This is a genomic window from Aeromonas sp. FDAARGOS 1416, assembly GCF_019048085.1.
GTDB lineage: Bacteria > Pseudomonadota > Gammaproteobacteria > Enterobacterales > Aeromonadaceae > Aeromonas > Aeromonas veronii.
Genome location: NZ_CP077301.1, coordinates 3929209 through 3944351, shown reverse-complemented (window position 1 = coordinate 3944351; position 15143 = coordinate 3929209). Strand labels below are relative to the sequence as shown.

General features: G+C 61.2%; 12 protein-coding genes. 6 read left to right on the top strand and 6 right to left on the bottom strand.

All coding sequences use genetic code 11. From position 1 onward, the window contains the following. The first annotated feature begins 124 nt into the window (after positions 1 to 124). From I6L46_RS17915 to I6L46_RS17900, 4 genes are all read left to right on the top strand, one after another. Positions 125 to 295, top strand: a complete 171-nt coding sequence (locus I6L46_RS17915) for a hypothetical protein (protein WP_005341999.1) — start codon at positions 125 to 127, stop codon at positions 293 to 295. A 125-nt stretch (positions 296 to 420) separates the two neighbouring features. Continuing rightward, complete coding sequence (rarD, locus tag I6L46_RS17910) at positions 421 to 1317, top strand: EamA family transporter RarD (protein ID WP_005356175.1); 897 nt, start codon at positions 421 to 423, stop codon at positions 1315 to 1317. Between the two features lie 181 nt (positions 1318 to 1498). Then, positions 1499 to 3118: a methyl-accepting chemotaxis protein gene (locus tag I6L46_RS17905; RefSeq protein WP_216976586.1), complete on the top strand. Its 1620-nt coding sequence runs from the start codon at positions 1499 to 1501 to the stop codon at positions 3116 to 3118. Between the two features lie 122 nt (positions 3119 to 3240). Continuing rightward, positions 3241 to 4350 carry a YeeE/YedE thiosulfate transporter family protein gene (locus I6L46_RS17900; protein ID WP_216976585.1) on the top strand — a complete coding sequence of 370 codons (1110 nt, stop codon included), beginning with the start codon at positions 3241 to 3243 and terminating at the stop codon, positions 4348 to 4350. A gap of 79 nt (positions 4351 to 4429) precedes the next feature. Here I6L46_RS17900 and ompA read toward each other — a convergent pair whose 3' ends face one another. The 6 genes from ompA to ilvG all read right to left on the bottom strand — a co-directional run bounded on the left by ompA (position 4430) and on the right by ilvG (position 12214). Beyond that, the gene (gene ompA / locus I6L46_RS17895) at positions 4430 to 5524 is read right to left on the bottom strand and encodes a porin OmpA (RefSeq protein WP_216976583.1); all 1095 of its coding nucleotides are present in this window, start codon (positions 5522 to 5524) and stop codon (positions 4430 to 4432) included. Positions 5525 to 5826: 302 nt separating this feature from the next. Then, positions 5827 to 7347, bottom strand: coding sequence for a threonine ammonia-lyase, biosynthetic (ilvA, locus tag I6L46_RS17890; protein WP_216976581.1), 1521 nt, complete (start codon positions 7345 to 7347; stop codon positions 5827 to 5829). A gap of 3 nt (positions 7348 to 7350) precedes the next feature. Further along, complete coding sequence (gene ilvD, locus I6L46_RS17885; RefSeq protein ID WP_216976579.1) at positions 7351 to 9192, bottom strand: dihydroxy-acid dehydratase; 1842 nt, start codon at positions 9190 to 9192, stop codon at positions 7351 to 7353. A gap of 143 nt (positions 9193 to 9335) precedes the next feature. Beyond that, positions 9336 to 10280, bottom strand: a complete 945-nt coding sequence (locus tag I6L46_RS17880; RefSeq protein ID WP_204380370.1) for a branched-chain amino acid transaminase — start codon at positions 10278 to 10280, stop codon at positions 9336 to 9338. 12 nt (positions 10281 to 10292) lie between these two features. Next, positions 10293 to 10571 (bottom strand): acetolactate synthase 2 small subunit, encoded by a 279-nt coding sequence (gene ilvM / locus I6L46_RS17875; protein ID WP_005342011.1) that lies wholly within the window; start codon positions 10569 to 10571, stop codon positions 10293 to 10295. Continuing rightward, entirely contained in the window at positions 10568 to 12214 is a 1647-nt protein-coding gene (gene ilvG / locus I6L46_RS17870; RefSeq protein ID WP_216976577.1) for an acetolactate synthase 2 catalytic subunit, read from the bottom strand. The genes ilvM and ilvG overlap by 4 nt, the downstream gene beginning before the upstream one ends. A gap of 384 nt (positions 12215 to 12598) precedes the next feature. Here ilvG and I6L46_RS17865 point away from each other — a divergent pair, with 384 nt between their 5' ends. Both I6L46_RS17865 and I6L46_RS17860 read left to right on the top strand, forming a co-directional pair. Further along, a complete protein-coding gene (locus I6L46_RS17865; RefSeq protein ID WP_216976575.1) occupies positions 12599 to 14113 on the top strand; it encodes a YifB family Mg chelatase-like AAA ATPase in 1515 nt (504 codons plus the stop codon). 126 nt (positions 14114 to 14239) lie between these two features. After that, complete coding sequence (locus I6L46_RS17860) at positions 14240 to 15139, top strand: acyltransferase (RefSeq protein WP_158110869.1); 900 nt, start codon at positions 14240 to 14242, stop codon at positions 15137 to 15139. Positions 15140 to 15143 lie beyond the last annotated feature (4 nt).

The following is a 15143-nucleotide window of genomic DNA, read 5'->3' as shown; positions in this document are numbered from 1 at the left end:
CGACAAAGCAGCACTATCGGATCAAAAAGGGGGAGAAATCCCCCTTTTGCATTTTTGGCCTTCCATCACCGGGCTCAATCCTTATAATGATAAAAAAGCCAACATGTTAAATATAAAGACAAAAATGCTATTTTTTCTGGGAAGCGTACTTTTTCTGGTGATCGGTTTGCCCCTGCTGTTCTTCGTGCTGGGGCACGGCGAGGCCTACGTGACCTGGGGCCCCTGGATCTCAGCCATCGCCCTGATGTTGTGGCTGTTGATGGACGTCGACAAGATCCGCCGCGGTAAAGGCTGACCTGCCAGCCACACTCCTCCTATCCCTCAAACTTCGTTTATTCGCTTCTTTCCCCGCAAAAGGATCGCTACACTGATTTTTTGCGATGTTTTCCCGCATCCAACGCTTCAGTAAAGGTCATCTGCATGCCGCAACAGATCCAGCGTCAGGGCGTCATCTACGCCCTGTGCGCCTATACCCTTTGGGGCATAGCCCCCATCTATTTCAAGACCATCTCTGCCGTCCCGGCCGCCGAGATCCTGACCCACCGGATGATCTGGTCCTGCGTGCTGCTGATGGTCCTGACCCTGGCAGGCCGTCAGTGGCACAAAGTGCAGGCGGTGCTGCGCCAGCCAAAAGTGCTGCTCACCCTGGCGTTTACCTCGGTTACCGTCGGCGGCAACTGGCTGCTGTTCATCTGGGCCATCAACAACGGCCATATGCTGGATGCCAGCCTCGGCTACTACATCAACCCGCTGTTCAACGTACTGTTGGGAATGGTGTTTCTGAGCGAGAAGCTGCGCCGCCTGCAGTGGTGGGCTGTGGCGCTGGCCTTTGCCGGGGTGGCGATCCAGCTTATCGCCTTTGGCTCCTTGCCCTGGATTGCGCTGGTGCTGGCATCGAGTTTTGCCATCTATGGACTGGTGCGCAAAAAACTGGCACTCGATGCTCTCACCGGTCTGCTGATCGAAACCATGATCATGCTGCCGCCAGCGGCCATCTATCTGTGGGGCTTTGCCGACAGCCCCACCAGCCATCTCACCCAGAACGATTGGCACCTCAACCTGCTGCTGATCGCCGCAGGCGCCGTCACCACGGCCCCCCTGCTTTGCTTCACCGCCGCCGCGACCCGGCTCAAGCTCTCCACCCTGGGCTTCTTCCAGTACATAGGCCCCAGCCTGATGTTTATCCTCGCAGTCACCCTCTATGGGGAAGCGCTGGCGATGGACAAACTGCTCACCTTCGCCTGCATCTGGAGTGCGCTGGTGCTGTTCAGTCTGGATGGGCTGCGCAGCGGCAAAGCCGCGCCAAGCCGAACCTGACACCGCCTCACCACCATCGACCCCGGCTCATCAGCCGGGGTTCTTTTTCGTGCCACCAGTGACCTTCAGACTGCGACTTCCCCTTCTCCAGAGCCGACTGACCATCAACAGACCACATTCGAGTCTCACCATCCCGCCAGAGAGCTATGCTATCCATGGAACGGAGCCGAATGGAGGCAACATGCTCAAGCACATTCACGACAGATCCCTGCTTTTTGGTCAGATTCTGGGGATCATGGTCATTATCACGCTGATCTCCATCAGCTTTTTCGGGCTTTACTCGGTCCGGAGCGCAGCCGATCAGATGGGACAGGGGAAGGATGTGGTAGCCGATATTCTGCCGCCGCCTCTCTACCTCATCGAATCCCAGTTGCAGGTCTACACCCTGCTCCATGCCAAACCGGAGGAGCGGGAGGCCCTGCTGCAAACCCTCGCTCGACTGCAGCAAGAGTTCGAGAGCCGTAACCGTTTCTGGCAAGAGAGCAGCCTGAACGAGCCGCTCAGGGAACTGCTGCTGGGGGAGCAAAAAGTGCAGGGGGAGCTGTTCTGGCAGTTACTCAACGATAAGTTTGTCCCCGCCATCAAGGTGGGGGATCTGGCGCAGGCGGGCGCGATTGCAGCACGCCTGCACACCCTCTATAACGCCCACCGGCTAGGGGTGGACGCCACCGTCATCCGCGGCAACGAGTATGCCGCCGAGCAGATGGCCCATCTCGCCAACACCACTCGACTCTGCTACGGCCTGCTGTTGTGCGCTGCACTGCTGGGGGCCGGGCTCATCTTCTGGCTGGGACGCCCCACCCAACAGCGACTGCTGGCCGCAGGCAAGGCGACCGCCGCCATCGCCGAAGGGGAGTTGAACCGCCCCATGCCGGAGCCGGGCCTTGATGCCATCGGCGAGCTGATCCGCCAGATCGGGGCCATGCGTGACCAGCTGGCAACCCTGGTGGAGTCCCTGCAGCGCAGCGCCAGTACGCTGGATGATCGCGCCACCAGCCTGACCACCATGGCACAACGGCACACCGATGACAGTCAGGCGCAGGTCGGGGCGGCCCACCATATCGAACAGGCCATCGAACTGCTCACCCACTCCATTGAACAGGCGGGTAGCCAGCTGCATCAGGTGGGGGAGCAAACCCTGCAGTCAGCAGAGCGGGCACAAGAAGCATCGCGCGCCATGCGCACCGTGGAGCAGGTGATCGAGGAGCAAGCCACTGGAGTGAAGCGGGTATCCAGCACCATTTCAGATCTGGCTGGCCTTTCGCAGCAGATTGCCGGGCTGGCGGGCGCCATTCACGATATTGCGGAGCAGACGAATCTGCTGGCGCTCAACGCCGCCATTGAAGCGGCGCGGGCAGGTGAACAGGGACGCGGTTTTGCTGTGGTGGCCGATGAAGTGCGCTCGCTGGCGACCCGTACCGGCAGCGCCACCACCGAGATCAACACCATCATCGGCAAGATCCAGGATGTCAGCCTGCGCGCCGCCAGCGAGATGGATACCGAGCTGGCCCGGGTCGAACAGGCGGTCACTCACACGATGACAGCGCGCCAAAGCGTCGCCCGGATCGCGCAGAGCTGCGAGGAGATCAACCAACGCATCGCTCAGGTCGATCAGTTGATGAGCGATGAGACCCGGCTGGTGCAGGGGATCCACCATCAGGTCGGCGAGATGTCGCGGTTGGCGGCCGAGGCCAACCAGAGCGCCAGTCAGGCCGCCGAAGAGGCGACCATGGTCGCCCAGCACGCCCGCATCCTGACCAGGCAGACTCACCACTTCCATCTCGACGCCACCCGCCATTGATCCCCGGCGCTGACGGGAGTCAGCGCCCCCCTTTTTCTCTGCACTGGTTAAATGGGTAGCATTAGACTCCATGAGGGAATAGGATCCGCCCCTCTGAAAACCAACTGCAAGGATCAACTGACATGACTCGAAAATGGTCGCTCCCCATCGTGGCAATCGCGGGGGGAGCGTTACTCTGGCTTGGCAATACTTTTGGTATGAAATGGGCTCTGATGGCCCTGATCGGATTCGGCTTCGGCTTTACCCTCTCCTTCAGCCGCTTCGGCATCGTATTCGGTTGGCGCGAAATGCTGACCAAACGCAACAGCTACTATGTGCGGGTTCACCTGCTCACCATTGCCATCGAAATTCTGCTGTTCACCACCTTCCTCTCCTTTAGTCACGCCCTGTTTGGCGATGCCATGGTGGGTAACGTGATGGCTATCGGCATTCCCTTCATCGTCGGTGCCTTCCTGTTCGGCATCGGCATGCAGCTGGCAGGCGTCTGCGCCACCGGCACTCTTTATTGCTGCGGCGAGGGGCAACCCCGCTTCTGGCTGGTGCTGATCTGCTACGGCATCGGCACCCTTATCAGCAACCAGTTCCGCCCCGAACTGGAGGCCACCTTCTCCAGCCATGTGGTGCTGGCCCGGGATCTGACCGGCAATATCTGGAGCGGCATGCTGCTCAACCTGGCGCTGGTCGCCGCGCTGTTCCTGCTGTTTCGCAACAGCGAACTCAAGCGTACCGGTGAACTCAAGCCCCTCTTCAGCGGCGGCAATCTGTTCTGGCGCGATGGCCGATTCACCGTGCTGACCGGCGGCATCATCATCGCCATACTCAACTCCACTGTCGTCGCTCTGCACGGCTCGGCCTGGACCATCACCGGCGCCGTCTATGACATGGCGCTGCGCGGCGCCTCTCTGTTCGGCCTGTTCGAGGGCAACCCCAAGCTGGCCCAGCCACTCTTCATCAATCCCATGGTCGGCATGTTCTGGCTCGGCATTCTGGGGGCCATGCTGGCTCGTTGCATCAGCGGTGGCGGCAACTTCGCCCCGATGCGGCTCGGCAACAGCCTGGCCTCCATCATTGGCGGTCTGCTGATGGGGATGGGCGCCATGTACGCCGCCTGCAACCTCGGCGGCTTTTTCGATGGCACCGCCTCTGGCAGCCTGCACGGCTGGGTCTGGATGTTGATGGCCCTGGCTGGCAGCTTGATCGGCATTCGCCTGCGGCCGCTGTTCGGGCTCTGAGGCTCAACATCGTAAACACCCCATAAGAAACGGGAGGCCAAGCCTCCCGTTTTTACATTTATGGCTCCCGTCGCTCTGCTTATTGGACAGGCTGGGAAACCCCTTCCAGATGGATTTCCACCCGGCGATCCGGTGCCAGACAGGCGATCAGCTCTTGCTTGGAGCGGCTGGCACAGCTGTTGCCAGTGACCGGATTGGCCTTGCCACGCCCCTCGACCCGTACCTTGTCGGCATACAAGCCTTTGGATACCAGATAGCTGGCCACGCTCTGGGCCCGCTTCTCGGAGAGGGCCAGGTTGTAGTTGTCGGAACCTATGCGGTCGGTATAACCGATGACAGTTGCGACACCATCTTTCGGATTGGCTGCCACAATCTGGCTGAACAGGGCATCGAGCGCCTGATTGGCTGCCGGTTTCAGGGTCGCCTTGTTGAACTCGAACAGCACATCGGAACTCAGACTGAAGGTCTTGGGCTCAACCACGGCTACAGGTGCCGGTTCGGCGGCCGGAGCGGGAGCCGGTGCTACGACCTCGCCACCTTGCTGACCGAAGCGATAGAGCATCCCGAACGAGATCAGGCCGTTATCCATTTCGATACCGGAACGATCGAGAGAGGCATCTCCCAGCGGCGTGGTGTACTGGTACTCCAGACGGGCAGCCCAGTCACGATCGATAGCGTATTCGGCACCCAGCGCACCAACGAAGGCGGCGCCATGCTTCTTGCCGGTCTCGCTGGTATTGGCGAAGCTGATCTCGCTATCCGTCCAGGCATAAGCACCGCCCAGTCGGCCATAAAGATCGAGCACGTTCGTTGCCGGGAAGCTGATCTTCATGGTGGCCTGAATCATCTGGCTCTTGGCTTCGGTCTTGAGGGTATTGGCGCCAGTGCCCGAAGTGGTGTCGTATTTGCCAAGCCAGTCATAACCCAGCTCGAAGCCCAGATTGGGGTTGAGCTGGTAACCGGCGAACAGACCCAGACCCAGATCATCCGTGTTCTCACTGGTATTACCCAACGTCTGGGTAATCGACTCGGCATACTGGTTGTGGTCAACGCCATAGTAATTGGACCAACCGGCCTTGCCACCGACATACCAGGTATTGTCCTGAGCGGCGGCATGTACGGCTCCGGCCGCCAGCAAACCACTGACCAATACGGCAAGCATGGATTTATTCATATTTTCGCCTCTGCAATAAGTCGTTATGGGCGCCTGAGTGCGCACTTTCCCTGTGTGAAGCCGTCAGGCGGCCTCTCCGCTATTCAGGGTATCCCATCCGAACGCAGCCTCAAATGACCAAGCCATCAGGAGTGTGAGCTTGCCAGCAATATCCGGCGTAAAAATCACCTGTGTACCTATTCACACTGTTTTGCCAGCTAAACCATGACGTTGCGTCGTACGGAGTGAACCTATCCACACGCAGCAATAGAAAAGGGAGGCATAACGCCTCCCTCCCGATGAGTTGTTGAAGCCCCCCTTGCTCAACTGGCCAGGAACAGCCGGTAGGCGGGGTCGTCGCTCACCTCTTTCCAACCGTAGCCAATCTCGCGCAGGTAGTCGTGGAAGGCGGCCACGTCCTCGTCCGGCAGCTCGAAGGCGCAGAGCACCCGACCGTAGTCAGCACCGTGGTTACGGTAGTGGAACAGGCTGATGTTCCAGCGACAGCCCAGGGTCTCGAGGAAACGCATCAGGGCGCCCGGCTGCTCCGGAAACTTGAAGCTGTAGAGCCGTTCACCGAGGGGCCGGGCCGGGCGGCCGCCAATCATGTAGCGCACGTGGTTCTTGGCCAGTTCGCTCTCGGTCATGTTGACCACCGGGTAGCCGTTGCCGCCGAGCTGATCGATGATCTGCCCGAGCTCCTCGTCACCGCCGGTGAGGCGCACCGAGACGAACAGCGACGCCTGCTCGGCATCGGCGTAGCGATAGTTGAACTCGGTCACCATGCGCGGCCCGAGCTGACGGCAGAAGTCGAGGAAGGCCCCTTTGCGCTCGGGGATGATCACCGCCAGCATGCCCTCGCGCTTCTCGCCAATCTCGCAGCGCTCCGACACATAGCGCAGGCTGTGGAAGTTGACGTTGGCGCCGGAGAGAATGGCCGCCATCCGCCCCCCTTTCACCTGCTCCCGCTCGCTGTAGGCCTTGAGGCCCGCCAACGACAGGGCGCCCGACGGCTCGGCAATGGCGCGGCAGTCATCGAAGATATCTTTCAGCGCGGCGCAGATCTGGTCGTTGGAGACGGTCACCACCTCGTCCAGATACTGGTTGCACAGGCGGAAGGTCTCCTCGCCGATGCGCTTGACCGCTACACCATCCGCAAACAGCGAGACCCGCTCCAGATTGACCGGCTCGCCAGCCGCCAGCGCGGCCTTGAGGCAGGCAGACCCTTCAGCCTCCACCCCGATCACCTTCACATCCGGCAGCAGCTGCTTGATATAGACCGCCACCCCGGCGGCCAACCCGCCCCCCCCCACCGGCACGAATACGTGGGTGAGGTGGGTATCCTGCTCCAACAGCTCCTTGCCGATGGTGCCCTGCCCGGCGATCACCTCAACGTCGTCAAACGGCGGGATCAGGGTGTAGCCCTCAAGCGTGGAGAGGCGGCGACTCTCGCCATAGGCCTCGTCGAAGCTGTTGCCGAACAGCATTACGTTGCCGCCCTGACGGCGTACCGCATCGATCTTGATGTCCGGCGTGGTCTTGGGCATCACGATGATCGCCTTGATGCCGAGCTTGGCGGCAGACAGGGCGACCCCCTGCGCGTGGTTGCCCGCAGAGGCGGCGATGACGCCGCGCGCCTTCTGCTCCTCGGTCAGGGTGGCGATCTTGTGGTAGGCACCGCGCAGCTTGAAGGAGTGGACCGGTTGCAGATCCTCCCGCTTCAGGCTGACGTGGTTGCCGAGCCGCTCGGAGAGTTTCTTCAGGGTTTGCAAGGGGGTGACCCGCGCCGCCTCATAGACGGGAGAGAGCAACACCTTGCGTAGATAATCAGCCGCAGAGACCATGGTTTATTCCCCCAGCATCGAGCGATCGCGCACCGCACCTTTATCGGCGCTGGTGGCGAACATGGCGTAGGCGCGCAGGGCAAAGGAGACCTGACGCTGGCGATCGAGCGGCTTCCAGCCACGAGCTTCTACGGCGACACGGCGGGTGGCCAGCACGCTGTCAGCCACTTCCAGCACCATACTGCGGGCCGGGATGTTGATGCTGATGATGTCGCCATCCTCCACCAGACCTATGGTGCCGCCAGAGGCAGCTTCCGGCGATACGTGGCCGATGGAGAGGCCCGAGGTGCCGCCGGAGAAGCGGCCGTCGGTGATCAGGGCACACGCCTTGCCGAGCCCCATGGACTTGAGATAAGTGGTGGGGTAGAGCATCTCCTGCATGCCCGGACCCCCTTTCGGCCCTTCGTAGCGGATCACCACTACCTCGCCCGCTTTCACGGTGCCGTCGAGGATACCGTTCACCGCGCTCTCCTGACTCTCGAACACCCGGGCCGGGCCACGGAAGGTGAGGTTCTCCTCATCCACGCCTGCGGTCTTGACGATGGCGCCATTGACCGCGAGGTTGCCGGAGAGTACGGCAAGGCCGCCCTCCTGGCTGTAGGCATTTTCCAGCGAGCGGATGCAGCCTTCGGCGCGGTCCAGATCCAGCTCTGGCCAGCGGCAATCCTGACTGAACGCCTTGGTGGTGCGGATGCCGGCCGGGCCAGCGCGGTAGAAGTCCACCACCTCCTGACTCGGCTGGCGGCTGACGTCATATTCATTGAGCTGTTCGACGAGGGAGCAACCCAGCACGGTACGGGCATCCCCATGCACCAGACCCGCTTTTTCCAGCTGGCCCAGAATGGCGACCACGCCACCGGCGCGGTGCACATCTTCCATATGGTATTTCTGGGTAGAGGGCGCCACCTTGCACAGTTGCGGCACCTTGCGGGACATGCGGTCGATATCGGCCATGGTGAAGTCCACCCCGGCCTCCTGCGCCGCCGCCAGCAGGTGCAGCACGGTATTGGTGGAGCCGCCCATGGCGATATCGAGCGCCATGGCGTTCTCGAACGCCGCCTTGGTGGCGATATTGCGCGGCAGTGCCGAGGCATCGTCCTGCTCATACCAGCGCTTGGCCAAAGTCACGATGCGCTGACCCGCCAGCTTGAACAGCTGCTCGCGATCGGCGTGGGTAGCCAGCATAGAGCCGTTGCCCGGCTGGGAGAGGCCGAGCGCTTCGGTCAGGCAGTTCATGGAGTTGGCGGTAAACATGCCGGAGCAGGAGCCGCAAGTAGGGCAGGCACTGCGCTCAACCTGTTCACTCTGGGCGTCGGAAACTTTGGGGTCGGCGCCCTGAATCATGGCATCCACCAGATCCAGCTTGATGATCTGGTCGGAGAGCTTGGTCTTGCCCGCTTCCATCGGGCCGCCGGAGACGAAGATCACCGGAATGTTGATGCGCAGGGCGGCCATCAGCATCCCCGGAGTGATCTTGTCGCAGTTGGAGATGCAGACCATGGCGTCGGCGCAGTGGGCGTTGACCATATACTCCACCGAGTCGGCAATCAGCTCCCGCGATGGCAGGGAATAGAGCATACCGCCGTGGCCCATGGCGATGCCGTCATCCACTGCTATGGTGTTGAACTCCTTGGCAACACCACCCGCGGCTTCAATCTCGCGGGCCACCAGCTGACCCAGATCCTTTAGGTGGACGTGGCCCGGCACGAACTGGGTGAAGGAGTTGACCACGGCGATGATGGGCTTGCCGAAATCCTGATCGGTCATTCCGGTGGCGCGCCACAGGGCGCGGGCCCCGGCCATGTTACGTCCGTGAGTGGTGGTGGCGGATCTCAACTTCGGCATGTCTCTACTCCCTGAATGCCCATATGGGCTCGATGCGTTATGCGGTGATGATACGAGTGGATCGGAATCGATCCTGGTGAAGACTCCTCTGGGAAGCACTCACCGGAAGCGACTCGGGGAGGCACAGCGCCTCCCCTCTCTCATCAGTCATTGACGGGCGTCAGCCAACCCCACTTGTCCTCGGTCTTGCCATTGAAAAGGCCGAAGAAGGCGTTCTGCAGCCGCTCGGTCACCGGGCCACGGCTGCCAGCCCCTACCTTCATCCGATCGACGGAGCGCACCGGGGTCACTTCGGCGGCGGTGCCGGTCATGAAGATTTCGTCTGCGACATAGAGCGCCTCACGGGGCAACGCCTGCTCGCGTACCTCGTAACCCAAGTCACGCGCCAGCGTCATGATGGTGTCACGGGTGATGCCGGGCAGGATGGCGGCGGTAGCGGGCGGGGTAAACAGCACGCCGTTCTTCACCAGAAACAGGTTCTCCCCCGCCCCTTCGCTCAGATAGCCGTTCACATCCAGCGCCAGCCCCTCGGCAAAGCCGTTGCGCTTTGCCTCGCGGCTGATGAGCTGGGAGGAGAGGTAGTTGCCGCCCGCCTTGGCGCCGGTGGGAATGGTGTTGGGCGCGAGCCGGTTCCATGAGGTGACGCACACATCCACCCCGTTTTTCAGCCCCTCTTCCCCCAGATAAGCGCCCCACGGCAGAGCGGCAACCATCAGGTCAGCCTTGGCATCCAGCGGCGGATGCAGCCCCAGCCCCACGTTGCCGACAAAGGCCAGCGGGCGCAGGTAGCCGCTCTTCAGGCCGTTCTCGCGCACCACGGTGCGGCAGGCTTCATTCACTTCGGACTCGCTGTAGGGGACGTCCATCCAGTAGATCTTGGCGGAGTCGAACAGGCGGCGGGTGTGCTCCTGCAGACGGAAGATGCAGGTGCCTTTGGGGGTATCGTAGGCACGCACCCCCTCAAACACCGAGGAGCCGTAGTGCAAGGCGTGGCTCATCACGTGCACCTGGGCATCCTGCCAGGGCACCAGTGTGCCGTTGAACCAGATGTATTGCGGGTGAGTGGCGGATTGGGAAGGCTGTGACATTGGCTTGGCTCCTTAAGCTCTGATCCGGGGTTGCTGTTCCAGTGCATCGACCCGGGAGACGTCCACCAGCTTCACCAGCTGGCTCCACAACTGCTGGATGGGACGCACCGACTCGACAGTAACCGTGATCCGCAGCTGTTGGCAATCCTGCTCCATGTTCAGAGCGCAGAGATTGAAGCCGCGGTGGCGCACCACCCGCAGCACCCGCTCCATCACTTCGGGTCTGGGCTGGGCGTGGATATGCAGGGTGTGTTGTGCAAATGCTGGCTGTGCAAGGGTGTGCGGGTTCATGGGCGTTGCTCCATCATCTGGTGGTTGGCGACTCCCGGCGGAACCAGGGGCCAGACGTTTTCTTCCTCTGAAATAGCCACATGCAGTAAATAGGCACTCTCGCTTGCCAGCAGGCGATCGAGGGCACCGGCTATCTGCTCCTTGCATGTGATGGTCTCACCCGGAATGCCGAAAGCGGCAGCCAGGGCGACGAAATCGGGGTTGTCGGAGAGGATGGTCTCGCTGTAGCGGCCGTCGAAGAACAGCTCCTGCCACTGGCGCACCATGCCGAGGCGCTGGTTATCCAGCAGCACCATCTTCACCTTGAGCTGGGCCCGGCGGATGGTGCCAAGCTCCTGCACATTCATCATGAAAGAGCCGTCACCGCTTACCAACACCACTTCATCCTCCGGGCGCGACATCTTGGCGCCGATGGCGGCCGGCAGACCGAAACCCATGGTGCCGAGACCGGCGCTGGAGAGGTGGTTGCGCGGGCTGGTGAAACGCATGTGTTGGGCCACCCACATCTGGTGCTGACCCACATCGCAGGCCACCACGCTGCTCTCCGGCAGCCGGGCAGAGAGCTGCTTGAGCAGAGCCGGGGCATAGATGGCCTGACCCGGATGGTCGTAGCGAAACGCATATTCGCGGGCCATGGCGGCGCAGTGTTCACGCCAGGGGGCGATGTCGAGAGTCATGGCGAGGCTTGGCAACACCTGCTTGAGATCCGTGGTGATACCCACCTCGGCGGCGCGGCGCTTGCCGAACTCGGCGGCGTCCACATCGAGATGGATCACCTTCGCCTCGGGGGCAAACTCCTCCAGCTTGCCGGTCACCCGATCATCGAAACGGGCACCCACCACCACCAGCAGATCGCACTGCTGCACCGCATAGTTGGCCGCCTTGGTGCCGTGCATGCCGAGCATGCCCAGATAAACAGGGCTGTCGGGGTCGAGTGCGCCGATCCCCTTGAGGGTGGTGACTGCAGGCATGCCGGTGGCGGCGGCAAACTCGCGCAGCTGCTGCTCGGCATTGGCCATACCCACCCCGCCACCGACGTAGAGCACCGGGCGCTCGGCGGCAGCCAGCAGGGTGCGGGCTGCGGTCAGTTCCGAGGGGTTGAGCGCCTCCGGCTCTTCCACCGCAAACAGCGGGCTCTGGGGCGGCACGGCAGCCAGTTGTACATCCTTGGGGAGATCGATCAGCACAGGTCCGGGGCGCCCTTCGGTGGCGATGGCGAAGGCTTCTGCCAGCACCCGCCCCAGATCGGCGGCATCAGTCACCATAAAGGAGTGCTTGGTACAGGAGAGGGACATGCCGAGCACGTCGACCTCCTGAAACGCATCGGTGCCGATGGCGGAACAGGGCACCTGACCGCTGATGGCCACCAGCGGCACCGAATCGAGCAGCGCCTCCGCCAGACCGGTCACCAGATTGGTAGCGCCGGGGCCGGAGGTGGCGATGCAGACGCCCACCTGACCAGAGGCGCGGGCATAACCGACCGCAGCCATGGCGGCGCCCTGCTCGTGGCGGCAGAGCTGATGGGCCAGACCACCGTCATACAGAGCATCGTAGACCGGCATGATGGCCCCGCCCGGGTAACCAAACACCTGGGTCACACCCTGTTTCTTGAGAGCCTGTACCAAAAACTGCGCGCCGTTCATGTGGAAAATCCTGTCCTTTGGTCGAAAAAAAACCCCCGAGCTGTGAGGCTCGGGGGTCGCTTGTTTCGTTCTGTCCGGTGGTGGGTCTATCCCTTGTTCCGTGCAGCTAAACGAGCCCCGAGCGGTGAGATAATAATCACCACTAGGACCACAATAATGCTGACGAAACGGGAGGCCATGTTCATAGTTACAACCGGAAATCCTGTGAAATTGGGGCGGTTTCTACCGCGAATGGCTATTAGAACTAGCACGGTGATTTTTATTGGGCAAGCCTTTTTTCTGTGACAACCCACTGATTTTGGCTATTCCTCAGCCGGAACTCTGGAATAAAAAACCAACAACAAGCAGTTAGTCAGAACATATATCAACTCAAGGACGGGATTAATGTCATTAGCTGTGGTTTATAGCCGTGCCAGCCTCGGGATCGCGGCCCCGCAAGTTACAGTGGAAGTTCACCTCTCCAACGGCCTGCCCGCCTTCAACATGGTCGGCCTGCCGGAAACCTCGGTGAAGGAGTCACGGGATCGGGTGCGCAGCGCCCTGCTCAACGGCAATTTCGAGTTCCCGAGCAAACACATCACCGTCAATCTGGCCCCCGCCGATCTGCCCAAGGAGGGAGGCCGTTTCGATCTGGCAATCGCCATCGGTATTCTTGCCGCTTCCAAGCAGATACCTGCAAGATATCTGCTCGATCACGAATTTTTAGGCGAGTTGGCCCTGACCGGCGAAATTCGTCCCGTACTCGGGGTGCTGCCCGCAGTGCTCGCCTGCCGCGATGCGGGGCGCACCCTGCTGGTACCGCGAGAGAACGGCCCGGAAGCCTCTCTCATTCAGGATGCCGAGGTGCGCACCGCCCACCAGTTGCTGGCCGTTACCGCCTGGCTGGCCGGTCAGTACGAGTTGCCGCTGCCGGATCAACAAAGCTCGGAGAGCCTGCCCGACGTACCAGACCTGCAGGATGTTATCGGCCAGTCCCAGGCCAAGCGTGCACTGGAGATTGCCGCCGCTGGCAGCCACAACCTGCTGTTCATCGGCCCGCCCGGCACCGGCAAGAGCATGTTGGCCAGCCGATTGCCCGGCATTCTGCCGCCGCTGAACGAGCAGGAGGCGCAGCAGACCGCCGCCATCCACTCCATCGGCGGCCTCACTCCGCGCGCCGGTCACTGGCACCACAGACCCTATCGCGCACCCCACCACAGCGCCTCGGCAGTGGCGCTGGTGGGTGGTGGCAGCCACCCAAGGCCCGGCGAAATATCGTTGGCCCACAACGGGGTGCTGTTTCTGGATGAATTGCCCGAGTTCGAGCGCAAGGTGCTCGACTCCCTGCGCGAGCCGCTGGAGACGGGCCACATCACCATCAGTCGGGCCGCCCGGCAGGTGGATTTCCCCGCCCGCTTCCAGTTGGTCGGCGCCATGAATCCCAGCCCTTGCGGACACTATGGCGACGGCCAGACTCGCTCCAGCCCGGATCAGATCCTGCGCTATCTCGGCAAACTCTCCGGCCCCTTTCTCGACCGCTTCGATCTGACTGTGGAAGTGCCACTGCTACCCAAAGGGAGTCTGACCGGCAAGGCGGAGCGAGGGGAGTCGAGCCGGCAGATCCGCGATCGGGTGCTGGCGGCACGAGAGCGTATGCTGAGCCGTAACGGCAAGCTCAACAACCTGCTGGATAGTCGCGAGATAGAGGATATTTGCCGACTATCACTGCAAGATGCCGAATTTTTGGAGAACGCCATCCAGAAGCTGGGGCTCAGCATCCGGGCCTGGCATCGCATCCTGCGGGTGTCACGCACCATCGCCGATCTGGCCGGGCAACCCGCCATCGGCAAGGAGCATCTTATCGAGGCGCTCGGTTATCGCGCCATGGACAGGCTGCTGTCGCGACTGCGCAGCAGCTGACAGAAGGGAAAGGGTGAGTCCAACCCCGTAACGGCTCTGAATGGTCTCGCAGGCAATCGGCTGATATTATGGCCACAGATCTGACCACTTGATGGCCCTTTATCGACAGCAAGACGGACCCGACTCATGCCCAACAAGCTGACAGAGCGACTGCGCGGCAGCCTCTCCACCCTGCTCTATTTTTTCAACACCCTCTTCTGGTTTGTCCCCATCTTCTCGCTGGGTCTGCTCAAGCTCCTGCTCCCCCTCAAGGGGTGGCGCACCCTCTGCAACTGGCTGCTCGATGGCTGTGCCAGCTGCTGGATCGGTTTCAACAATCTGATCCAGAAAACCATCATCAAAACCCCTTTCGAGGTGGTCGGAGTGGACAAAGGGCACCGGAATGAGTGGTATATGGTGATTGCCAACCATCAATCCTGGGTCGACATACTGGTACTGCAGCGGGTTTTTAACCAAAAAATCCCCTTCCTGAAGTTTTTCCTCAAGAAAGAGCTGATTTGGGTACCTTTTCTCGGTCTGGCATGGTGGGCGCTTGATTTCCCCTTCATGCGGCGATATTCCAGGAAATTTCTGGAAAAGCATCCCCATCTGAAGGGAAAAGACATTGAAACAACCCGTAAAGCCTGTGCCAGGTTCCGCCACATTCCAGTGAGTGTGATGAACTTCGTCGAAGGCACCCGCTTCACCAAGGGCAAACATCAGAAGCAGGGTTCGCCCTATCGTCACCTGCTCCAACCGAAAGCAGGCGGCATCGCCTTTACCCTGGCAGCCATGGGTGACCAGTTGCATCAACTGGTGGATGTCACCATCGCCTATCCGGACGGCATCCCCAGCTACTGGGACTTCATGTGTGGCCGGGTCGGGCAAATCAAGGTTCAGGTCCGCTATTTGCCGATCGACCGCAAGCTGGTGGGGGATTACTTCAATGACCCCGAGTTCCAACAAGAGTTTCAACAGTGGTTGAACGGGATCTGGCACGAAAAGGACCAGACCCTGAGCCAACTGCTGGCAACCAAGGCGCAGTAAACAT

Bases quoted from the DNA above. Each gene is read 5' to 3' on its own strand.
- I6L46_RS17865 (WP_216976575.1), top strand. From the start codon at position 12,599: ATGTCATTAGCTGTGGTTTATAGCCGTGCCAGCCTCGGGATCGCGGCC.
- I6L46_RS17880 (WP_204380370.1), bottom strand. From the start codon at position 10,280: ATGTCACAGCCTTCCCAATCCGCCACTCACCCGCAATACATCTGGTTC.
- I6L46_RS17905 (WP_216976586.1), top strand. From the start codon at position 1,499: ATGCTCAAGCACATTCACGACAGATCCCTGCTTTTTGGTCAGATTCTG.
- ilvM (WP_005342011.1), bottom strand. From the start codon at position 10,571: ATGAACCCGCACACCCTTGCACAGCCAGCATTTGCACAACACACCCTG.
- I6L46_RS17915 (WP_005341999.1), top strand. From the start codon at position 125: ATGCTATTTTTTCTGGGAAGCGTACTTTTTCTGGTGATCGGTTTGCCC.
- ompA (WP_216976583.1), bottom strand. From the start codon at position 5,524: ATGAATAAATCCATGCTTGCCGTATTGGTCAGTGGTTTGCTGGCGGCC.
- I6L46_RS17860 (WP_158110869.1), top strand. From the start codon at position 14,240: ATGCCCAACAAGCTGACAGAGCGACTGCGCGGCAGCCTCTCCACCCTG.
- rarD (WP_005356175.1), top strand. From the start codon at position 421: ATGCCGCAACAGATCCAGCGTCAGGGCGTCATCTACGCCCTGTGCGCC.
- ilvG (WP_216976577.1), bottom strand. From the start codon at position 12,214: ATGAACGGCGCGCAGTTTTTGGTACAGGCTCTCAAGAAACAGGGTGTG.
- ilvA (WP_216976581.1), bottom strand. From the start codon at position 7,347: ATGGTCTCTGCGGCTGATTATCTACGCAAGGTGTTGCTCTCTCCCGTC.
- ilvD (WP_216976579.1), bottom strand. From the start codon at position 9,192: ATGCCGAAGTTGAGATCCGCCACCACCACTCACGGACGTAACATGGCC.
- I6L46_RS17900 (WP_216976585.1), top strand. From the start codon at position 3,241: ATGACTCGAAAATGGTCGCTCCCCATCGTGGCAATCGCGGGGGGAGCG.